Origin of the sequence: Streptomyces sp. T12 (assembly GCF_028736035.1) — a bacterium.
Taxonomy (GTDB): Bacteria; Actinomycetota; Actinomycetes; order Streptomycetales; family Streptomycetaceae; genus Streptomyces.
This window is the reverse complement of the sequence record NZ_CP117866.1, coordinates 4,060,620-4,081,970: the sequence shown is the minus strand read 5'-3', so window position 1 is coordinate 4,081,970 and position 21,351 is coordinate 4,060,620. Positions and strand designations below refer to the sequence as shown.

The following is a 21,351-nucleotide window of genomic DNA, read 5'->3' as shown; positions in this document are numbered from 1 at the left end:
GGCTTTCTGCGTTTGGGGTTTGCGCATCGATTAGGGGCGCTCCGTAGGAGAGCCCCTTCATTTCCCTGGCTAGAGGCGTCCCGCCGTCTTGAGGGCCAGATATGCGTCTGCCAGTGCCGGTGCGAGTTCTTCCGGCGTCGCGTCGACGACTGTGACGCCACGCCGACGGAGTTGTTCCGCCGTGTGGTGGCGTTCGCTCTGAGCCTGGGCTGCTGCTGCGGCCTCGTACACGGCGTCCGTGTTTCCACGTACGGTCGCCATGTGTGCGATGTGGGGGTCTGCTACTGATGCCAGCAGAACAGTGTGGCGCTGGGTGAGCTGGGACAGGACCGGGAGCAGGCCTTCCTCGATGGGAGCGGCGTCGAGGGTCGTGAATAGCACGATCAAGGAGTGGCGGGGTGCCGTACGGAGCGCCATGGCCGTCAGGCCTCGTGCGTCCGTTTCGATCAGCTCCGGTTCGAGTGTGGCCATCGCGTTGACCAGGGAGGGGAGGACGTCGCCTGCTGTGCGGCCCTGGACGAGAGCGCGTACTCGGCGGTCGTAGGCGAGGAGGTCCACGCGGTCGCCGGCTCGGGAAGCGAGGGCTGCTAGGAGTAGTGCCGCGTCCATGGAGGCGTCGAGGCGTGGGGCATCGCCGACGCGTCCTGCCGAGGTGCGGCCGGTGTCCAGGACGAGCAGGATGTGGCGGTCGCGTTCGGGGCGCCAGGTGCGTACAGCGACCGCGGACTGTCGGGCTGTAGCGCGCCAGTCGATGGAGCGGGTGTCGTCGCCGGGGACGTATTCGCGCAGACTGTCGAATTCTGTGCCCTGGCCGCGAATGAGCACGCTGGTGCGGCCGTCGAGTTCGCGCAGTCGGGCCAGTTTGGATGGCAGGTGCTTGCGGCTCGTGAAGGGGGGCAGGACGCGTACCGTCCAGGGGACTTTGTGGGTGCCCTGGCGGGAGAAGAGACCCAGGGGGCCGTACGAGCGAATCGTCACGCGGTCGGCTTGGCGGTCGCCGCGACGGGTGGGGCGTAGGCGGGTGGTGATGCGCCGGCGTTCGCCGGCGGGGACCGTCGCCGTGTGGCGGGATGATGCCACCTCCGTGCCTGATTGCCAGCTGCTGGGCGGCCAGGCGTCGCGGAGGTGGGCGCGGAGCGGGCGGGGGGACGGGTTGGTGATCGTGAGCGTGACGTCCGCTGTCTCGCCCAGGCGTACGGAGGTGTCGCCGGAGCGGGTCAGGCCCAGGCGTCGTACGGGCGCCGCCAGTGCGAAGTCGCAGGCGCAGGCCACTGCCAGGGGGGCGTTGACCGCGAGGATGCCCGTCCAGCTGGGGTCCCAGATGCCCACGGGGAGGGAGCCTAGGGCCGCGAGGAGTGCGGCGCGTCCGGTGAGTGCCATCAGCGGGGGACGGGGACGTGGGCGAGGATCGCGTTGATGACGGAGTCGGCCGTGACGCCTTCCATCTCGGCCTCCGGGCGGAGCTGCACGCGGTGGCGGAGGGTGGGGAGGGCCAGTGCCTTGACGTCGTCGGGGATGACGTAGTCGCGGCCTGTCAGCCAGGCCCATGCGCGGGCGGTGGCCAGGAGGGCCGTGGCGCCGCGTGGGGAGACGCCCAGGGTCAGGGAGGGCGATTCTCGGGTGGCTCGGCAGATGTCGACCACGTAGGCCGTGATTTCCGGGGAGAGCGTCGTCTTGGCCACCGCCGCGCGTGCCGCTTCCAGGTCTGCGGGGCCTGCTACGGGGCGAACGCCGGCGGCGCGCAGGTCGCGCGGGTTGAAGCCCTCGGCGTGGCGGGTGAGGACGTCGATCTCGTCCTGGCGGGAGGGGAGCGGGATGGTGAGCTTGAGGAGGAAACGGTCCAGCTGGGCTTCGGGGAGGGGGTAGGTGCCCTCGTACTCGACCGGGTTCTGGGTTGCCGCGACGAGGAACGGCTCGGGGAGAGGGCGGGGGGTGCCGTCGACCGTGACCTGGCGTTCCTCCATGGCCTCCAGGAGGGACGACTGGGTCTTCGGCGGGGTGCGGTTGATCTCGTCGGCGAGGAGGAGGTTGGTGAAGACCGGGCCGGGCTGGAAGGAGAACTCGGCGGAGCGCGTGTCGTAGACGAGGGAGCCCGTCACGTCGCTCGGCATGAGGTCGGGGGTGAACTGGATGCGCTTGGTGTCGAGTTCGAGTGCGGACGCGAGGGCGCGGACGAGCAACGTTTTGGCGACCCCAGGGACTCCTTCAAGGAGAACGTGTCCGCGGCAGAGGAGGGCGACGACGAGGCCGGTCACGGCGGGGTCCTGGCCGACCACGGCTTTGGCGATCTCGGCGCGCAGGGCTTCCAGGGAGGCGCGGGCGGTGCCCGGATCCCCGGTGTTCCCGGCGTTGTCAGTGGTCGGGTCCATCATGGACGGCGTACCTCTCTTTCGAGGGCGTCGAGTTGGTCGGCGAGGGAGATGAGTGCTGCGTCGTCGCTGGGCGGCGGGCCGAAGAGGAGGGTGTGCAGGGCCGGTCCGTCTCCGTGGTTGTGGAGGTGGGCGGACAGAGCGGGGAGCAGGGCCTCGGGCGCGTGCGCCTGGGTGACGGGGACACCTACGAGGGGGGCGAGGCGCGTGCGGGTGGTGGAGCGAAGAGCGGCGGCCGCGCGGTCGCGGGCGTTCGCTTTGCGGTAGAGGCGGGCGCGGCCTTCGACGGTTTCGGAGGCGCGGATCGCCACGGGGAGTTTTTCGGGCACGAGGGGGCCGAGTCGGCGTGCCCTCCAGAGGGCGGCCAGGGCTGCGGCGATGAAGAGCTGAAGTGTGCCCCAGAGCCAGCCCGAGGGAAGCAGGTCGAAGAAGCTGCGTTCGTCGTCCGTGTCTGCGGCCGGCGTGTCGGAGAGCGAGGGGAGGTACCAGACCAAGTGGGGGCGGGAGCCGAGGAGTTGGAGGGCGAGGGAGGCGTTGCCCTGCTCGTCGAGGCGGTCGTTGTAGAGGATGTCGGGCGCGCCGAGGACGATGGAGTCGCCGTCCCCGGTGGTTTCCGGGACGCGCAGCAGGGTGGCCAGGCGCTCGCTGGGGTAGCACTGGTCGGCGCCGAGGTGGGTGGTGGTGTAGCGGACGCCGCCCAGGTCGGCGGTGCCCGCGCGCTGGGCGGCGGGCAGGGTGCAGTCGGGGGCGAGTTCCGAGTCGAGGCTGGTGGCGGGGTCCGCGGTGACCCCGGGGACGAGCCGTTCGACGGACCAGCTGCCAGGGGCGACGAGGACGGTACGGCCGCCGGAGTTGGCGGTCGCCGAATGCAACGAGGTCTGTTGACGGTGCGTCAGAAGATCGGGGGCGGCGACCAGGAGGGTGGTGTCCGCGGCGGATGCGGCGCGTGCCTCGTCCAGGGTGGTGACGACGCGTGTGTCCACGCCGCGGTCGGCGAGGAGCTCGGCGACCGCCCGGCTGCCTTTGGCGTCGGCGGAGCGTGGGTCGAGGGCGCCGTGCCGGGCGTCGGAGCGGATCGTGGCGATCACGACGGCCGCCGCCAGCAGGAGCACGACGGCGAGGGCGATGCCTCGCGTGCGGGTCCACACCTGGCGTGGGGTGGGCGAGGCCGAGGTGGACGGGAGCGTGGCCTCGGTGGTCATTCGGCGGCTCCCGGGCGGGCGTTGTGGGCCGTGCTGGGGGCGCTGCTCGCGAGCTGTGGCTTGGTGCTCTCCAGGTCGCGGTCGAGTTCTGCGATGCGCTGGTACGCCTGCTGGGTCGCGGTCCGTCCGCCGTATGTCACGTCGTCGAAGTCCCGGGCGGCGGCGCGCAGTCGGTCCGTGCGGGACGGCAGCGAGCGGCCTGCTTCGGCGGCGGCCTCGTCCGCGGTGCGGCCCGGTCGGACGTCGAGGAGTGCGCGTTCCTCGAGGGAGCGGACGATGGCGCGCATGCGTTCCTGGACGGCCTGGTTCCAGTGGCCCTGGGCGGCGTGCGCTTCGGCGGCGGCTCGGTGTTCGGCGGCGCTGCGGGGGCGGTCGTCGAACAGAGCGGCGGAAGAGGTGGGTTGGCGGCGCGGGGTGCCGAGGCGCCACCACAGGGCGCCGAGGACCGCGAGGACGACCAGGATGACGACGACCAGGCCGAGCGGCCCCCCGGGTGCCACGGTCGAGGCGCTGCTGAACAAGTCCTCGACCCAGTCCCAGAAGGTGTCCAGGGCGCGCTGGAACCAACTGGGTTCGTTCTCGTGGTACATGTGCTTCGACAGCTCGCGCCGGGCCGCTTCCCGCGCGGGATCACGCGGGATCATCAGCGGTGGCTCGTCGTCGGAGCGTGCCGACAGCGACAGCACGGACGTGTCGCCGGTGCGCAGCAATGCGCGTACGGCCACGTCCGGCAGTGCTGACGACGTTGTGAGAACTCCCCCCGCCAGGCTCACCGATTCAGCTCCCCGTGGTGTCGGTGCCGTAGCCCTGGACGCCGGCGGCTCGGGCCAGTTCGAGGTCGAGGGCCTCGCGGCGAATGCGCTGGTCGATGTAGAGCAGGACGGTGACGCCGGCCGTGATCGGGAAGGTGATCATGGAGCCGATCACCGAACCGACACCGCTGATGATGAGGAATGTCCAGCCGAACTCGGTGGTGCCATTGAGGAAGGTGGTGGCGCCGTCGCCGCTGAGCGCGCCGGCGAGGAAGGTGAAGGGGATGACGACGATCGCCGCGACGATGTTCGCGATCAGCGTGGCGAGCAACTGGATGCCGAAGACGCGCCACCAGGAACCCCGCACCAGCTTCGCGGAGCGGCTCAGCGCCTTCACGATGCCCTGCTTCTCCAGCATCAGCGCGGGCGAGGCGAGGGAGAAGCGGAACCACAGCCACAGTGCGACGATGCCAGCGCCGAAGATGCCCAGGAGGGCCAGTGCCCCGCCCGCGTCACCGGAGCCCGCGGCGGCCACGAGGATGCCGGGCACGGCGCCCGCGAGCACCAGGCCGAAGGTCATGAGCAGCAGCAGGAAGAGCAGGCCGAAGAGGCGTAGTACCTGAGGTCGGGCGTCGCGCCAGGCCTCGCCGGTGGTCACCGACTTGCCGAGCACTGCGCGGCTGGTGATCGTCGTCAGCAGGGCGGTCGCGGCGATCGCACCGATCACCGAGATCAGGAAGATCACGCTGGAGCTGATCAGGGCGTCGCCCGTGGCGCGGGTCAGTTCGCTGAGGGTGGCGTTCGGATCGTTGAGGGCCTCGGTGCTGAGGCGGTCGTTCAGGACGAGGCCCTGGACGAGGATGACGAGGATCTCCGTCACGATCGCGACGGTCAGGGAGATGCCCAGGACCGTCCGCCAGTAGGTGCGCATGGTGGAGACCGCGCCGTCGAGGATCTCGCCGACGCCGAGGGGACGCAGCGGGATCACGCCGGGCTTGGCCGCGGGCGGAGGGCCGCCCCAGCCGCCTCCCCAAGCGCCGTATCCGCCCGGGGCGCCGTAGCCCTGGTGGCCGTCGCCATGTCCGCCGTATCCGCCGGGGCCGGCCGGAGGGCGGGCGCCCCAGCCCGGGCCGGGCGGTGGGGGTGGCGGGGTCTGGCCCGGAGCCTGGGGTGCCGTCGGGGCGGACCACTGGCTGGGTGGGGGCTGCTCCTTGGACCACTTCGGGCCGGTGCCCTGTGGGTCCGGTCCCGGCTCCTGCGCGGGGTCGGGACGGTCTGCGGGCTCGGCCGGGCCGGACGTGCCGGGTTCCTGCCCGTCGGACGGGGCGGATCCGGGCGAGGCCCAGCCCGGAGTGTCTTTCATCGTCGCTCCTTCACGGTGCCCGTCCGCGGTCGCGGTGGCAGGTTGGCAGCCATCGTGCCATGGGGTGGTCGGGGAGGTACCGGTCGCGGTATGGGCTGCACACCTTCAATAGTCCGCCGGACAAAGGGCAGACTGACGACATGGCTGATCAGTACGCGCAATCCGGCGAGGACAGCAGGCCGACCGAGATACTGGCGATCCGGTGGGACGAACCGCCTGAAGGCCCCGTTCTGGTCTTTCTCGACCAGACGAGACTGCCGGCCGAGGAGGTCGAGCTGGTCTGTACGGACGCGCCCGCGCTGGTGGAGGCGATCCGTTCGCTCGCCGTGCGTGGGGCGCCGCTGCTCGGCATCGCCGGGGCGTACGGCGTCGCGCTCGCCGCCGCGCGCGGGTTCGACGTGGACGACGCCGCGGAGTCACTGGCGGGCGCTCGGCCCACCGCGGTGAACCTCGCCGTCGGCGTGCGCAGGGCCCAGTCCGCGTACCGGGCCGAGCTCGCGAGGAGCGGGGATGTCGAGCAGGCCGCTGCTGCAGCGCTGGGCGCGGCGCGGGCGTTGCACAAGGAGGACGCCGAGGCCAGCTCCCGGATGGCCGAACGGGGGCTGGCGCTGCTGGACGAGCTGCTGCCCGGCGGCGGGCACCGCATCCTCACGCACTGCAACACCGGGTCGCTGGTCTCGGGCGGGGAGGGCACGGCGTTCGCTGTGGCGCTCGCGGCGCACCGGGCCGGGCGGCTCAGGCGGCTGTGGGTGGACGAGACGCGGCCGTTGCTGCAAGGGGCTCGCCTGACGGCGTACGAGGCGGCGCGCAGCGGGATGGCGTACACCTTGCTCACGGACAACGCGGCGGGGTCCCTGTTCGCCGCTGGAGAAGTGGACGCGGTGCTGATCGGTGCGGACCGCATCGCGGCCGACGGTTCGGTGGCGAACAAGGTGGGGAGCTATCCGCTCGCGGTGCTCGCGCGGTATCACCATGTGCCATTCATCGTGGTGGCACCGCTGACGACGGTGGATCCGCAGACGCCGGACGGGGCGTCCATCGAGGTCGAGCAGCGCCCTGGCTTCGAGGTGACCGAGGTCATGGCGCCCCACGTGCCGGTGGCGGGAACGGAACCGGGAGGCGGGATTCCGGTGGCGCCGCTGGGGACCCAGGCGTACAACCCTGCGTTCGATGTGACGCCGCCCGAGCTGGTGACGGCGATCGTCACCGAGGAGGGAGCCGCGTCGCCCGTGACGGCCGAGGCGCTGGCCGAGCTGTGTGCCAGGTCGCGGCAGGTGACGCAGAGCTTGTGAGGCAGGGGTCGGAACCAGTCGGGCGGGCAAGGCGGGGCAAACCCGCCTGAAGGTCACACCCTGTGATGTGAACGAGGGCAGACAGTAGGGACCGCGTACGACTAAGGTCACTGGCCGGTGACCTATCTCACCACTGCCTTCGCCACTGTTATGAGAATGGGATGATGGCATTCATGAAGGGACGAGTCCTTGTCGTCGACGACGACACCGCACTGGCCGAGATGCTCGGCATCGTGCTGCGTGGTGAAGGTTTTGAGCCGTCTTTCGTAGCCGACGGCGACAAGGCGTTGGCCGCATTCCGGGAGAGCAAGCCCGATCTGGTGCTGCTCGACCTGATGCTGCCCGGGCGGGACGGCATCGAGGTGTGCCGTCTGATCCGGGCGGAGTCCGGCGTGCCGATCGTGATGCTGACGGCCAAGAGCGACACCGTCGATGTCGTGGTGGGCCTGGAGTCCGGCGCCGACGACTACATCGTGAAGCCGTTCAAGCCGAAGGAGCTCGTCGCCCGGATCCGGGCGCGGCTGCGGAGGTCGGAGGAGCCGGCACCGGAGCAGCTCGCCATCGGTGATCTCGTCATCGATGTGGCCGGGCACTCCGTGAAGCGGGACGGGCAGTCGATCGCGCTGACGCCGCTGGAGTTCGACCTGCTGGTCGCGCTGGCCCGTAAGCCGTGGCAGGTGTTCACGCGTGAGGTGCTCCTCGAGCAGGTGTGGGGCTACCGGCACGCGGCCGACACCCGTCTGGTGAACGTGCATGTGCAGCGACTGCGTTCCAAGGTCGAGAAGGACCCGGAGCGACCGGAGATCGTGGTGACCGTTCGTGGTGTCGGCTACAAGGCAGGGCCGAGCTGACATGTCCGGGGACAGTGCCGCTGCGGCCCCCGGTCGGACCGGGGCCCGTCCGGAGCGGCCTGTCGGCCGGAAGACGTCGGGCTCCCGCTGGGGTCGGTTCCTCGAGGGCGGGCTGCTGCAGGGCGGAGTCCAGGGCAGCCCGGTCCTTCGTCTGGTGCTGCGCTGGGTGCGCCGGCCGCTGCTGCCCGTCATGCGGCTGTGGCGGCGCAACATCCAGCTCAAGGTCGTCGCCACGACCCTGCTGATGTCGCTCGGCGTCGTGCTGCTGCTGGGCTTCGTCGTCATCGGGCAGGTGCGTAACGGCCTGCTGGACGCCAAGGTGAAGGCCTCGCAGAGCCAGGCCACCGGCGGGTTCGCGGCGGCCAAGCAGAGGTCCGACGAGGCCGCGGCCGGGACCGCCGCCGACGGCGCGACGGCGGACGAGGGGGCCGAGCAGAACGTCATCCAGTGGATGAGCGACCTCGTCTCCTCGCTCTCCAGCGGCGGTCAGGGCGCCTTCGACGTGGTGTCGCTTCCGGCCTCCGCGGGCGGCGACACCGGTGGACGCGGCCCGCGTGCCTCCGGCGACGTGGATCCCACCGCGAGCGTGCCCGAGGACCTGCGCGAGCGGATCGACAGCAGTACGGGCGCGTTCCAGAGCTATACCCGCATCGTCTACAAGCGCATCGCCGACAAGGAGTCGCAGCCGGCCCTGGTCATCGGCAAGCAGGTCAACGACCCCAACGGCGACCCGTACCAGCTCTACTACCTCTTCCCGCTGACCCAGGAGGAGAAGTCGCTGAGCCTGGTCAAGGGGACGCTCGCCACTGCCGGGCTCTTCGTCGTGGTACTCCTCGGCGCCATTGCCTGGCTCGTGGTGCGCCAGGTCGTCACGCCCGTGCGGATGGCGGCCGGGATCGCCGAGCGGCTGTCCGCCGGGCGGCTGCAGGAACGGATGAAGGTCACCGGCGAGGACGACATCGCGCGGCTCGGCGAGGCCTTCAACAAGATGGCGCAGAACCTGCAGCTGAAGATCCAGCAGTTGGAGGACCTGTCGCGGATGCAGCGGCGGTTCGTGTCCGACGTGTCGCACGAGCTGCGGACGCCGCTGACGACCGTACGGATGGCCGCCGACGTCATACATGAGGCGCGGGAGGACTTCGATCCGGTGACCGCGCGGTCGGCGGAGCTGCTGGCCGACCAGTTGGACCGGTTCGAGTCGCTGCTCGCCGACCTGCTGGAGATCAGCCGTTTCGACGCGGGCGCGGCGGCGCTGGAGGCGGAGCCGATCGACCTCAGGGAGGTCGTACGGCGCGTTGTCAGTGGGGCCGAGCCGCTCGCCGAGCGCAAGGGCACTCAGATACGCATCGTCGGCGACCAGCAGCCCATCGTCGCCGAGGCCGACGCGCGGCGCGTCGAGCGCGTGCTGCGCAACCTCGTCGTCAACGCCGTCGAGCACGGCGAGGGCAAGGACGTCGTCGTCAAGCTCGCCGCGGCGGGCGGGGCGGTCGCCGTCGCGGTGCGCGACTACGGTGTCGGGCTCAAGCCCGGCGAGGCGACCCGTGTCTTCAGCCGCTTCTGGCGGGCGGACCCGGCACGCGCGCGTACGACGGGCGGTACGGGTCTGGGGCTGTCCATCGCGCTGGAGGACGCGCGGCTGCACGGCGGCTGGCTGCAGGCGTGGGGCGAGCCTGGGGGTGGTTCGCAGTTCCGGCTGACGCTGCCGCGGACCGCGGACGAGCCGCTGCGGGGCTCGCCGATACCCCTGGAGCCCAAGGACTCGCGCCGCAATCGTGGACTTAATGACGCCGGTCTGCCGTGCGGCGGCAGTGAGAAGGCCGCGACGGTGCCGGCGCAGCCCACGGGGGACCAGGTGCCCACGATGCCGTCGAGGGACCCGATCGCGCCGCGCTTGGGCGCCGCCTCGGTCCCCAAGGCCGATCCGACGGCGCTGCCCGGCAACGGCGCGCGTGTGGTCCCCCGGCCCGCGTCGGGCGCGCGGAGACAGGACGAACCGCCCGGTGAGGATGGGCCCCCGAGCGAGGAGGCCGGGCAGGCCGAGGAGTCGAGCAGGCATGGGGAGGCATCTCGTGGGCGCTGACCGCGAGGGGGGAGCCCGGCGCACGCCGGGGCGCGCGGTGGCGTACGCCGCCTGTGGAGCCGTACTGCTGGCGGGGTGCGCCTCGATGCCCGACAGCGGCGATCTGCGTGGCGTCGAGTCCACGCCGCGCCAGGACACGCAGGTGCGGGTCTTCGCCATGCCGCCGCACGAGGACGCTTCGTCCTCGGAGATCGTGTCGGGCTTCCTGGAGGCACTGACCAGCGACGATCCGGACTATGAGATAGCGCGCAAGTACCTGACCAAGGAAGCGTCGGACAAGTGGCGGCCCTTGCTGTCCACGACGGTGCTCGCGGACGGACCGGGCGCCGAAGCCGAACGTGCGGGAGGCCGGGACGAGACCGACAACCTGTCGTACACGCTGTCCGGCACCAAGGTCGCCACGGTCGACGCGCAGCAGTCGTACGCGCCCGCCAGCGGGGACTACAGCGAGCCGATGCACCTCACCCGGGACAAGAAGACGAGGCAGTGGCGCATCGACGTGCCGCCGCGCGGTGTCGTCATGGGCAAGTCGGACTTCCAGCGCAACTACATGTCCGTCGACAAGTACTACTTCGCCACGAACACCACGCTCGGGACCTTCCCGCACACGGCAGCCGTCGCCGACCCCGTCTATGTGCGCAGGAACGTGGACCCCATGACGCAGATGGTGCGCTCCCTGCTCGCGGGGCCCACCAGCTGGCTCAATCCGGTGGTCAGGTCGAGCTTCCCCACCGGTGCGGCGCTCAAGGACAGCGGCACCTCGCTGACGCCCAACGACCAGAACATCCTGACCGTGTCGTTGAACGACAAGGCGGCCCGGGTCGGCCTGGCCCAGTGCAACGAGATGGCTGCCCAGCTCCTGTTCACGCTGCAGAACCTCACCCCCACGGTGGACGAGGTCGAGCTCAAGGCGGGCGGCAGACAGCTGTGCGAGCTCACCGAGAACCTGGCCGAGGACGTCGCCACGCGCGGGTCGGTGGAGCGCGCCGATTACCTGTACTTCCTTGACGCCAAGCACCATCTCGTACGGCTGGCCGCCGCCACCCACGACACGAAGCCCGATCCCGTGCCGGGCGCCCTGGGTGAGGGCGATACGCAGCTGGGGTCAGTGGCGGTGTCGCGCGACGAGGACATGGCCGCAGGGGTCGGCCGCGACGGCAAGGAGCTGTACGTCGGGGCGCTGGTGTCGGGCGAGCCGCTCGGGGAGCCGGAGCTGACCAGCGCGGGCCCGACGGCGGATGAGCGGCTGTCGGCGCCCAGCTGGGACGCCGAGGGCGACCTGTGGGTGGCCGACCGCGACCCCGACAACCCCCGGCTGCTCCTGCTGAAGGACGGCGGGGGCGATCCGCTGGTGGTGAAGACGCCGCCGGGGCTGGAGGGGCGCATCGAGTCCGTGCGGGTGGCCGCCGACGGGGTGCGGATCGCACTCGTGGTGGAGCGGGGCGACAAGTCGTCGCTGCTCATCGGGCGGGTCGAACGGAGCGAGGACGGCAAGGCGGGGGAACGGTCGGCCGTCTCGGTGCACGAACTGCGTTCCGCGACACCGCAGTTGGAAGAGGTCACCGCCATGTCGTGGGCCGGTGACAGCCGGCTCGTGGTGGTCGGGCGTGAGCAGGGCGGCGTACAGACGATGCGGTACGTCCAGGTCGACGGCTCCACCCCGGAGGGGCCGGCGCCCGAGGCCCTCAGCGGCGTGAAGGAGATCACCGCGTCCGAGGACGCACGGCTGCCGCTGGTCGGGTACTCGGAGGACGGGATCGTCCGGCTGCCGTCCGGGACCCAGTGGGAGAAGGTCGTGACGGACGGGACGGCGCCGGTTTATCCGGGGTGAGGTTCCGTCCGGGCCGAGCCGTTGGGGTTCGAGAACGGTGAGCGTGGCGGCCGCTTCCGGCCGGGGTGGGACTCCGGCCGGAAGCGGCCGCTTCTTTTTTGGCGCGTGGGAATCCAGTGGTGGGAATCCGGCATCGTCCCGGGGCGGCTCCGGGACGGAAATGGGCGTCTGCGCCGGGGTTGGAGTTTTCCACAGGGAGTTATCCACAGGGGTGGTCGGTCGGGGCGGGCGTTGGCACAGTGGTGGGCATGCGGGGGTGGTGGCAGGACCTCACCGACTTGGTGCTGCCGGCCGAGTGCGGAGGCTGTGCAAGGCCTCGTACGGTGCTCTGCCCGGAGTGCCGTGCCGTCCTGAGCGGGACCGTGCCGAGCCGGGTGCGCCCCATGCCGGAGCCGTCCGGACTACCGGTCGTGCACGCGGCGGCACGGTACGCGGACGAGGTGCGGGCCGTGCTGCTGGCCCACAAGGAACGCGGGGCGCTGGCGCTCGCGGCACCGCTCGGGACGGCTCTGGCGGGAGCCGTGCGGGCGGGGCTTCGGGAGGCCGGTGCGTACGGCGATGGGGCGTCCGTGCGAGCTGTGCGGTCCCGGGGTTCGCAGGGGCGGGCCGACGGGGTGGGGCGGTTCGGGGGCGCTGGTGCGCCTGTGCTGCTCGTACCCGTTCCGTCCGCGCGAGGGGCGGTCCGGGCGAGGGGGCATGATCCGGCGCGGCGGATCGCGCTCGCGGCTGCGGGTGAGCTGCGGCGGGCCGGGACATCGGCTCGGGTGCTCGCCGTGCTGCGACAGAGGCGTGCGGTGGCCGATCAGTCGGGGCTCAACTCCCGGCAGCGGCTGGACAATCTCTCGGGCGCGCTGACGGTGGCTCCCGGGGGAGGCCGGCTGCTCGCCGGTGGTCCGGTCGTGCTCGTCGACGACCTGATGACGACGGGTGCGTCCCTGACGGAGGCGGCGCGTGCGGTGCGGGCGGCCTTTGCGGAGGAGGCGGAGTCCCGCAGCCCGGAAGGGGTGGACCCGCGCAGGCCGGAGGGAGGGGGCCCGCGCAGTGGTACGGCGGAGTCGGCAGGCCGCGGGAGCGCGGTGCGGTCGGTCGCGTACGGCAGGGCGGCAGGAGCCGGCACGGGCACGGCTGAGGAAGCGAGCGGATACGTCAGAACGGCGGAGGAGGCGGGCGCGTATGGATGGGTGACCGAGGCGTTCGGTATGAGTGGTGACGGGACAACCGCTGTGTACGTGGCGGGAACTCGGGAAAGCACATGGGAGCGGAGGGCTCGATCGATGGAGGGCGCTGTGCGGCAGACGCGTGAGGTGCCGGGAATCATGGGCGCCGGACGGGCCGGTGACGTGATCTGCGCGGCCGTGGTCGCTGCGTCGCCGGATTCTTTCGAAATAAACCGGAACTGACTGCGAAGTTGCATCGTTGCAGGTAACGAGAGGGTCAATTCACCTGAACGGAGGTACGCCGCAGTAGAGGGTGACGACATCCGTCCGGGCGAGATATGTTCGGTTGTGAGGGAAAGGCGCAGGCCATCCCTGCCATATCCGAATGCCGTGCTGCGGGTTTTACGCAATCAGCCGCGGCGATGGGGTGGAGATCTTGCCCATGGGGGAGGAGGAGGTGGAAGTCACCGAGTCCGAGGTTCCGGGGTTCACCGGAGCCTGGTGCAAAAGGGAGATGCTCTGCCGATGGAGCGGAGCGATCCGGGAACGGAGTTCTGCGTGGACATCGTCGTCAAGGGCCGCAAGACCGAGGTGCCCGAGCGGTTCCGCAAGCACGTGGCCGACAAGCTGAAGCTGGAGAAGATCCAGAGGCTCGATGCCAAGGTGATCAGCCTCGACGTCGAGGTGTCCAAGGAGCCCAACCCCCGACAGGCCGACCGCAGTGATCGAGTGGAGATCACGCTCCGCTCCCGCGGTCCGGTGATCCGGGCGGAGGCAGCGGCCAGCGATCCGTACGCGGCGCTCGACCTGGCGGCGGAGAAGCTGGATGCCCGGCTGCGCAAGCAGCACGACAAGCGTTTCTCGCGCCGAGGCGCACGCCGACTCACGGCGGCCGAGGTCCCCGACCACGTTCCGGGCGCGGCGACGCTCAACGGCAACGGCCACACCTTCCAGGAAGAAGAGCCGGACGGAGTTCCCACCAAGAAGATCGGCTCGCTGGAAGTAAAGGGCGAAGGCCCCCTCATCGTGCGCGAGAAGACGCACGTCGCCTCCCCGATGACCCTCGACCAGGCCCTCTACGAGATGGAACTGGTCGGGCACGACTTCTACCTCTTCGTCGACTCCGAGACGAAGGAACCGAGTGTCGTCTACCGGCGGCACGCATACGACTACGGGGTCATCCACCTCAACACGGACCCGATGGTCACCCAGGCGCAGTCTCCCGCGGCCGGTGGCACGCTGGGCGGCTGACCAACCCGGCTGACAGCTGAGCCGGTGCCCCTGGAGCGCCCGTGCGCCCCCAGGGGCACCGGTGTGCGACCACTTCGCGCCCCGCTCGTCACCGCAGTGTCGGCCGGGCATGAAATCATGGCCGCTACCGGCCCAACCGGTGGGCCGCTGCCTTGGGTTGGCGATGGCAAACGACCAGCCACAGCCTTCAGGGGGAGGAACGATGGCGGACAGCTTCGGACCGATGCGGGACGAGGATGCCGACGGCGAGGTCGTCGGCATGGGCCCGGAAGCGGGCTCTCCACGCAAGGAGCCGATCAGAGTCCTCGTCGTGGACGACCACGCCCTGTTCCGCCGTGGACTGGAGATCGTGCTCGCGGCCGAGGAGGACATCCAGGTCGTAGGGGAGGCGGGAGACGGCGCGGAGGCCGTCGACAAGGCCGCGGACCTGCTGCCGGACATCGTCCTGATGGACGTACGGATGCCCAAGCGGGGCGGGATCGAGGCCTGCACCTCCATCAAGGAGGTGGCCCCCAGCGCGAAGATCATCATGCTGACGATCAGCGACGAGGAGGCCGACCTCTACGACGCGATCAAGGCGGGCGCGACCGGCTATCTCCTCAAGGAGATCTCCACGGACGAGGTGGCCACCGCCATTCGCGCGGTGGCCGACGGGCAGTCGCAGATCAGTCCGTCCATGGCGTCGAAGCTGCTCACCGAGTTCAAGTCGATGATCCAGCGGACGGACGAGCGCCGGCTCGTGCCCGCGCCGCGGCTGACGGACCGTGAGCTGGAGGTCCTCAAGCTCGTCGCCACGGGGATGAACAACCGGGACATCGCCAAGGAGTTGTTCATCTCCGAGAACACGGTGAAGAACCATGTGCGCAACATCCTGGAGAAGCTGCAGCTGCACTCCAGGATGGAGGCCGTGGTCTATGCGATGCGGGAGAAGATCCTCGAAATCCGTTGAGGGTCACGCCACTATGCGGGCGAGCTCGCTGGTGAGCGGTTCGCGCAGGTCGGGTGCGTCCACCCGGTCCACGCGTACGTCCGTGCAGTCCACCCAGCTCGCTGCTTCGGCCAGCGCCTGGGCCACCGCAGGAACCGCCTTCGGGCCGTCCAGGGTGACCTGCTTGGCCACCAGTGTGCGGCCCTCGCGGGCCGGGTCCACGCGGCCGACGAGACGGCCGCCGGCCAGGACCGGCATCGCGAAGTAGCCGTAGACCCGCTTCTGCTTGGGGACGTAGGCCTCCAGGCGGTGCGTGAAGCCGAAGATCCGCTCCGTCCGTGCCCGTTCCCAGATGAGGGAGTCGAACGGGGACAGGAGAGTGGTGCGGTGGCGGCCGCGCGGGGGTGTCTCCAGGGCCGCGGGGTCCGCCCAGGCCGGTTTGCCCCAGCCCTCGACCGTGACCGGGACCAGGCCCGAGTCGGCGATCACCGCGTCGACCTGTTCGCCCTTGAGGCGGTGGTAGTCGGCGATGTCCGCGCGGGTGCCGACGCCGAGGGACTGGCCGGCCAGGCGGACCAGGCGGCGCAGGCATTCGGTGTCGTCCAGGTCGTCGTGCAGCAGAGTCTGCGGGATGGCGCGTTCGGCGAGGTCGTAGACGCGCTTCCAGCCGCGGCGTTCGACGCAGACCACCTCGCCGTACATCAGGGCGCGTTCGGCGGCGACCTTCGAGCCCGACCAGTCCCACCACTCGCTGGTCCGCTTCGCGCCGCCCAGTTCGGTCGCGGTGAGGGGGCCTTCGGTGCGGAGCTGCTTGATGACCTGGTCGTAGGTGCCGTCGGGGAGTTCGTGGTTCCAGTGGGGGCGGTTTCGGTAGGCGCGGCGGCGGAAGGCGAAGTGGGGCCATTCCTCGATGGGGAGGATGCAGGCGGCGTGGGACCAGTACTCGAAGGCGTGCGGTTGTGGCGAAAGCGCGTTGGTGGATGCGGTCGTCCAGTAGGCGCTCTCGACCGTCTTGCGGCTTACCGCGCCCAGGCGGGCGTATGGGATGAGCTCGTGGGAGCGGGCCAGGACCGAGATGGTGTCGAGTTGGACCGCGCCCAGGTGACGGAGTATGCCGCGGACGCCGGACCTGCGGTTGGGGGTGCCCAGGAAGCCTTGGGCTCTCAGGGCGATGCGGCGGGCTTCGTCTGCCGAGAGGTCGGTGGTGGGGCGCGGGGTCGTCATGGGTTCGGACGATAGGGGGTGGCACTGACAATGGGGCGTGAGCTGGGGGTTTGGGGGAGGGGGCCGGTGCTGGGGCTGCCCGTGAGGGCTCGGGACGGCTGTGCTCAGCTGCCCGTGCCGGACTGGGCGGAGCGTGTGGGTGCCGGCAAATACGGTGCCGTCGACGGTAGGCCCAGGTCCGACGGGAGCAAGGAGCCCACCCAGCAGTCCCGGTGTACGCCCTGGTGGACGATGGCGGAGCGAAGGGTGCCCTCGAGGGTGAAGCCGGCGCGTTCTGCCACTGCGCGAGAGGGGGTGTTGCCGACCTCCGCGCGCCATTCCACGCGGTCGATCGAGAGGTGGACGAAGGCCCAGCGGGACGCGGTGAGGACGGCTTCGGTGATGTAGCCGTTGCCGCGGTGTTCCTTCGTGCCCCAGAAACCGATCTCGGCCCCGCTCATGGAACGCATCGTGAGACCGAGCATGCCGACCAGGTCCTCCCCTTCGGGGAGGAAGAGCCCCCAGGTGAACATCGAGCCGTTCCTCCAGCCGTCGGGGACCAGTTCGTCCGTGAAGCTGTGGGCGTGCTCGTACAGGTAGGGCGAGGGGAGCGTGGTCCAGCGCTGGATGTCGGGGTCCTGGGCGGCCTCGTACACGGCGTCGGTGTCCTTCGGGCCGACCGTGCGCATCAGGAGGCGGCCGGTGGTGAGCGTGACGGGTTCCATCGGCCGATTCTGCTCTGGGGTCCCTGGCAAGCGCCATCCTTTACTAAGCGGTGTGTGCGCGTGCGATCGCATTTCGTGCAATTCGTAGGCGGAACGCGGCACCATCTGTGACCCCCGGCCGTTGTCCCCTTTGACGGAGATTTGAAGCAGCGGACGGTCGGCGTCACCGGCAGGCTCCCGGCGTGGCGGGGTCCTCGCATACGATGGCCGTTGCTCAGTCAAGTCAAATGGAAACCGACCGTCCCAGGCCCGACCGGCAAGGAGACCAACCCCCGTGTCCGTCCTCTCGAAGATCATGCGTGCAGGCGAAGGCAAGATCCTGCGCAAGCTGCACCGCATCGCGGACCAGGTCAACTCCATCGAAGAGGACTTCGTCGACCTCTCCGACGCCGAGCTGCGGGCCCTCACCGATGAGTACAAGCAGCGGTACGCCGATGGTGAGAGCCTGGATGATCTGCTCCCGGAGGCCTTCGCCACCGTTCGCGAGGCCGCCAAGCGTGTCCTCGGCCAGCGGCACTACGACGTGCAGCTGATGGGTGGCGCCGCCCTCCACCTCGGCTATGTCGCCGAGATGAAGACCGGTGAGGGCAAGACCCTCGTCGGCACGCTGCCCGCGTATCTGAACGCTCTTTCCGGAGACGGCGTTCACCTCATCACGGTCAACGACTACCTGGCCGAGCGCGACTCCGAGATGATGGGCCGCGTCCACAAGTTCCTGGGCCTGTCCGTCGGCTGCATCCTCGCCAACATGACGCCGGCCCAGCGCCGCGAGCAGTACAACTGCGACATCACCTACGGCACGAACAACGAGTTCGGCTTCGACTACCTCCGCGACAACATGGCGTGGTCCAAGGACGAGCTCGTCCAGCGCGGCCACAACTACGCCATCGTCGACGAGGTCGACTCCATCCTCGTCGACGAGGCCCGTACGCCGCTGATCATCTCCGGCCCGGCCGACCAGGCGACCAAGTGGTACGGCGACTTCGCCAAGCTGGTCACGCGCCTGAAGAAGGGCGAGGCGGGCAACCCCCTCAAGGGCATCGAGGAGACCGGCGACTACGAGGTCGACGAGAAGAAGCGCACGGTCGCCATCCACGAGTCCGGTGTCGCCAAGGTCGAGGACTGGCTGGGCATCGACAACCTCTACGAGTCGGTGAACACGCCGCTGGTGGGCTACCTGAACAACGCCATCAAGGCGAAGGAGCTCTTCAAGAAGGACAAGGACTACGTCGTCATCGACGGCGAGGTCATGATCGTCGACGAGCACACCGGCCGTATCCTCGCCGGCCGCCGCTACAACGAGGGCATGCACCAGGCGATCGAGGCGAAGGAAGGGGTGGACATCAAGGACGAGAACCAGACCCTCGCCACGATCACCCTGCAGAACTTCTTCCGCCTCTACAACAAGCTCTCCGGCATGACCGGTACGGCGATGACCGAGGCCGCCGAGTTCCACCAGATCTACAAGCTCGGCGTGGTCCCGATCCCGACCAACCGGCCGATGGTCCGCAAGGACCAGTCGGACCTGATCTACCGCACCGAGGTCGCCAAGTTCGAGGCGGTAGTCGACGACATCGCCGAGAAGCACGAGAAGGGCCAGCCGATCCTCGTCGGTACGACGTCGGTCGAGAAGTCCGAGTATCTGTCGCAGCAGTTGAGCAAGCGCGGTATCCAGCACGAGGTGCTGAACGCGAAGCAGCACGACCGCGAAGCGACGATCGTCGCCCAGGCCGGCCGCAAGGGCGCCGTGACGGTGGCCACCAACATGGCCGGCCGTGGTACGGACATCAAGCTCGGCGGCAACCCCGACGACCTCGCGGAGGCGGAGCTGCGCCAGCGCGGCCTCGACCCCGAGGAGCACATCGAGGAGTGGGCCGCGGCCCTGCCCGCCGCCCTGGAGAAGGCCGAGCAGGCGGTCAAGGCGGAGTTCGAGGAGGTCAAGGACCTCGGCGGCCTCTACGTCCTCGGCACCGAGCGGCACGAGTCGCGCCGTATCGACAACCAGCTGCGTGGTCGTTCCGGCCGTCAGGGTGACCCGGGCGAGTCCCGCTTCTACCTGTCGCTGGGTGACGACCTGATGAGGCTCTTCAAGGCCCAGATGGTCGAGCGCGTGATGTCGATGGCGAACGTCCCGGACGACGTGCCGATCGAGAACAAGATGGTCACGCGCGCGATCGCGTCCGCTCAGTCGCAGGTCGAGCAGCAGAACTTCGAGACCCGTAAGAACGTCCTGAAGTACGACGAGGTCCTCAACCGCCAGCGCGAGGTCATCTACGGCGAGCGGCGCCGCGTCCTGGAGGGCGAGGACCTGCACGAGCAGGTGCAGCACTTCATGGACGACACGATCGACGCGTACGTCGGCGCGGAGACCGCCGAGGGCTTCGCTGAGGAGTGGGACCTGGACCGGCTGTGGGGCGCCTTCAAGCAGCTGTACCCGGTGAAGGTCACCGTCGAGGAGCTGGAGGAGGCGGCCGGCGACCGCGCCGGGCTGACCGCCGAGTTCATCGCCGAGTCCGTCAAGGACGACATCCACGCGCAGTACGAGGAGCGCGAGGCGCAGCTCGGCTCCGAGATCATGCGTGAGCTGGAGCGCCGGGTCGTGCTGTCGGTCCTGGACCGCAAGTGGCGCGAGCACCTCTACGAGATGGACTACCTCCAGGAGGGCATCGGCCTGCGCGCGATGGCGCAGAAGGACCCGCTGGTCGAGTACCAGCGCGAGGGCTTCGACATGTTCACCGCGATGATGGAGGGCATCAAGGAGGAGTCCGTCGGCTACCTGTTCAACCTGGAGGTCCAGGTCGAGCAGCAGGTCGAGGAGGTCCCGGTCGAGGACACCAAGCCGGTGGCCGACCTCGAGAAGCAGGACGCGGTGCCGGCGCAGGCGGGCGCGCGCCCCGAGATCCGCGCCAAGGGGCTTGAGGCCCCGCGCCGCCCGGACCGGCTGCACTTCACCGCGCCCAAGGTGGACGGCGAGGGCGACATCGTCGAGGGCGACTTCGACAACGGCGACGAGCCGGTGCGCTCCGAGGCCGACGGCCTCACGCGCGCGGAGCGGCGCAAGCAGTCGCGTGGTGGTCGGCGCCGTAAGAAGTAGCGCCGGGTGAGAGCGCCGCACGGGTGTAGCGCCGTCGGGAAGACGGTGCCGGTGCCTGTGCTGGTGCCTGTGCCTGTGGCGGCGTAGCGACTGGAAGGGCCGGGTCTCCGTTGGGGGCCCGGCCCTTCGGCGTGCGTGGCCTGCTGCGGCTCGCGGTGACCTGTTTGTGGCGGGCTCGCGGTGACCTGTTGGGTGGCTCGTGGCGACCCGTTGTGGTGGTCAGTCCTCGTCCGGGCGCGGCCTGCGCGGGCCGCCCAGTTCCACTGCCGTGCAGCGCCAGCGGAGATCCCCGCCCTGCTCCAGGCGGAATGCCATGGCGCGCAGTTGGTCGCCGGCGCCGATGCGGGCGAAGGCCTCGATGGCTCCCGGGCGGGGCTCGAAGTATCCGATGTCGCGGACGACGGGGCGGGTGCCGCGGGCGCGCAGGGGGCCGCGTTCCGCGAGCCAGGCGAGTTCGTCGTAGGCGCGGCCGACGGTGTGGCGGAGCATCGAGTGGACGGGGCGCTGGCCGCTCAGGACCAGGAGCAGGCGGTCGGCGAAGACGTCGGTGGGGCGGGGTTGGGGGAGCTGGGTGACCGGCCCGCGGGAGGCTTGTGCCGGGACGAGGTGGGGTGTGTGGGCCCCGTGCCTCGCCGGGGCTTGCGGAGCGTCCCCCGTCGGGGCTGGGGCGGTCGGGTGGGCCGCGTGGACCGACGCCGGCGGGGTGCCGCACCGTTCTGGGACGGGGGTCGGCCCGACGGCGCGGCTGCCCGCAGGTGCCGTGGACGTCGCAGCCCGTGGATGGACGTGGGCGGGAGAGGCGATGCTCCCCGCGGCGGTGGGCGGCCGGTTGTCGGTGGGCCTTGTGCGGGTGAGGGTTTCCGTCGTGCCCGGGGAGTTCGGTGGGGGGCCGTCGGGCGACGTCGTACGGGATGCGCCGTGGCTCGGTGTGCGGGGTGGGATCCCGCCGGGGCGGCGGGTGTCGCGGCGGCTGGGCGGGCGGGTGCCGGGGCGGTGCTGTGCCCTGGTCATGACCTTGTTCATGGAGTTCCCCGTTCGCTGAACCCGGTTGATACCGGGCAGTAACTTCGCGGTTGGTGATCTTGTACGGGGTTCTGGGGGTCGACGGCAAGGAAGCGGGGGCTCGGGGTGGGCGGCCGGAATGTTCACTTATCTGGGTGATCCGCGGACGCGGAGGGCCGTGATGGCGGGCCTGCACCGGGTGAATTTCCGGACCGCAGTGGACGCCGGGCGGGGTGGTGGTGGGGACTCGA

16 protein-coding genes are annotated in these 21,351 nt (G+C 70.3%); 8 read left to right on the top strand and 8 right to left on the bottom strand.

What is annotated here, in order from left to right; genetic code table 11:
- Nucleotides 1-69: 69 nt before the first annotated feature.
- From PBV52_RS18130 to PBV52_RS18110, 5 genes are read right to left on the bottom strand one after another with little or no spacing between them, the layout of a single operon-like run.
- Nucleotides 70-1,380, bottom strand: a complete 1,311-nt coding sequence (locus PBV52_RS18130) for a DUF58 domain-containing protein (RefSeq protein WP_274239420.1) — start codon at nt 1,378-1,380, stop codon at nt 70-72.
- A complete protein-coding gene (locus tag PBV52_RS18125) occupies nt 1,380-2,369 on the bottom strand; it encodes a MoxR family ATPase (RefSeq protein WP_274249435.1) in 990 nt (329 codons plus the stop codon). The genes PBV52_RS18130 and PBV52_RS18125 overlap by 1 nt, the downstream gene beginning before the upstream one ends.
- Nucleotides 2,369-3,571: a DUF4350 domain-containing protein gene (locus PBV52_RS18120; protein WP_274239418.1), complete on the bottom strand. Its 1,203-nt coding sequence runs from the start codon at nt 3,569-3,571 to the stop codon at nt 2,369-2,371. Before PBV52_RS18120 ends, PBV52_RS18125 begins: the two co-directional genes overlap by 1 nt.
- Nucleotides 3,568-4,344, bottom strand: a complete 777-nt coding sequence (locus PBV52_RS18115) for a DUF4129 domain-containing protein (RefSeq protein WP_373921884.1) — start codon at nt 4,342-4,344, stop codon at nt 3,568-3,570. Before PBV52_RS18115 ends, PBV52_RS18120 begins: the two co-directional genes overlap by 4 nt.
- A 4-nt stretch (nt 4,345-4,348) precedes the next feature.
- Nucleotides 4,349-5,686: a glycerophosphoryl diester phosphodiesterase membrane domain-containing protein gene (locus tag PBV52_RS18110; protein ID WP_274239417.1), complete on the bottom strand. Its 1,338-nt coding sequence runs from the start codon at nt 5,684-5,686 to the stop codon at nt 4,349-4,351.
- 140 nt (nt 5,687-5,826) lie between these two features.
- Between PBV52_RS18110 and mtnA the strand changes: the two genes are divergently transcribed.
- The 7 genes from mtnA to PBV52_RS18075 all read left to right on the top strand — a co-directional run bounded on the left by mtnA (nt 5,827) and on the right by PBV52_RS18075 (nt 15,097).
- The gene (gene mtnA / locus PBV52_RS18105; RefSeq protein WP_274239416.1) at nt 5,827-6,978 is read left to right on the top strand and encodes an S-methyl-5-thioribose-1-phosphate isomerase; all 1,152 of its coding nucleotides are present in this window, start codon (nt 5,827-5,829) and stop codon (nt 6,976-6,978) included.
- A gap of 161 nt (nt 6,979-7,139) precedes the next feature.
- Nucleotides 7,140-7,829, top strand: a complete 690-nt coding sequence (mtrA, locus tag PBV52_RS18100; protein ID WP_199812060.1) for a two-component system response regulator MtrA — start codon at nt 7,140-7,142, stop codon at nt 7,827-7,829.
- 1 nt (nt 7,830) lies between these two features.
- Nucleotides 7,831-9,909, top strand: coding sequence for an MtrAB system histidine kinase MtrB (gene mtrB, locus PBV52_RS18095; protein WP_274239412.1), 2,079 nt, complete (start codon nt 7,831-7,833; stop codon nt 9,907-9,909).
- The gene (locus PBV52_RS18090) at nt 9,899-11,740 is read left to right on the top strand and encodes an LpqB family beta-propeller domain-containing protein (protein ID WP_274249433.1); all 1,842 of its coding nucleotides are present in this window, start codon (nt 9,899-9,901) and stop codon (nt 11,738-11,740) included. Before mtrB ends, PBV52_RS18090 begins: the two co-directional genes overlap by 11 nt.
- A gap of 248 nt (nt 11,741-11,988) precedes the next feature.
- On the top strand, nt 11,989-13,140 hold the full coding sequence (locus PBV52_RS18085; protein WP_274239411.1) for a ComF family protein: 1,152 nt from the start codon (nt 11,989-11,991) through the stop codon (nt 13,138-13,140).
- Nucleotides 13,141-13,455: 315 nt separating this feature from the next.
- Nucleotides 13,456-14,148 (top strand): ribosome hibernation-promoting factor, HPF/YfiA family, encoded by a 693-nt coding sequence (hpf, locus tag PBV52_RS18080; RefSeq protein WP_373922014.1) that lies wholly within the window; start codon nt 13,456-13,458, stop codon nt 14,146-14,148.
- 202 nt (nt 14,149-14,350) lie between these two features.
- Complete coding sequence (locus PBV52_RS18075) at nt 14,351-15,097, top strand: response regulator transcription factor (protein WP_274239409.1); 747 nt, start codon at nt 14,351-14,353, stop codon at nt 15,095-15,097.
- Nucleotides 15,098-15,100: 3 nt separating this feature from the next.
- Here PBV52_RS18075 and PBV52_RS18070 read toward each other — a convergent pair whose 3' ends face one another.
- Both PBV52_RS18070 and PBV52_RS18065 read right to left on the bottom strand, forming a co-directional pair.
- Nucleotides 15,101-16,300 (bottom strand): winged helix-turn-helix domain-containing protein, encoded by a 1,200-nt coding sequence (locus PBV52_RS18070; RefSeq protein ID WP_274239408.1) that lies wholly within the window; start codon nt 16,298-16,300, stop codon nt 15,101-15,103.
- A 104-nt stretch (nt 16,301-16,404) separates the two neighbouring features.
- A complete protein-coding gene (locus PBV52_RS18065; RefSeq protein ID WP_274239407.1) occupies nt 16,405-17,004 on the bottom strand; it encodes a GNAT family N-acetyltransferase in 600 nt (199 codons plus the stop codon).
- A gap of 274 nt (nt 17,005-17,278) precedes the next feature.
- Here PBV52_RS18065 and secA point away from each other — a divergent pair, with 274 nt between their 5' ends.
- Nucleotides 17,279-20,098, top strand: coding sequence for a preprotein translocase subunit SecA (secA, locus tag PBV52_RS18060; protein WP_274239406.1), 2,820 nt, complete (start codon nt 17,279-17,281; stop codon nt 20,096-20,098).
- A gap of 219 nt (nt 20,099-20,317) precedes the next feature.
- On the opposite strand, the gene PBV52_RS18055 is transcribed toward secA, so the two are convergent.
- On the bottom strand, nt 20,318-21,121 hold the full coding sequence (locus PBV52_RS18055; protein WP_274239405.1) for an Rv3235 family protein: 804 nt from the start codon (nt 21,119-21,121) through the stop codon (nt 20,318-20,320).
- Nucleotides 21,122-21,351: the final 230 nt, after the last annotated feature.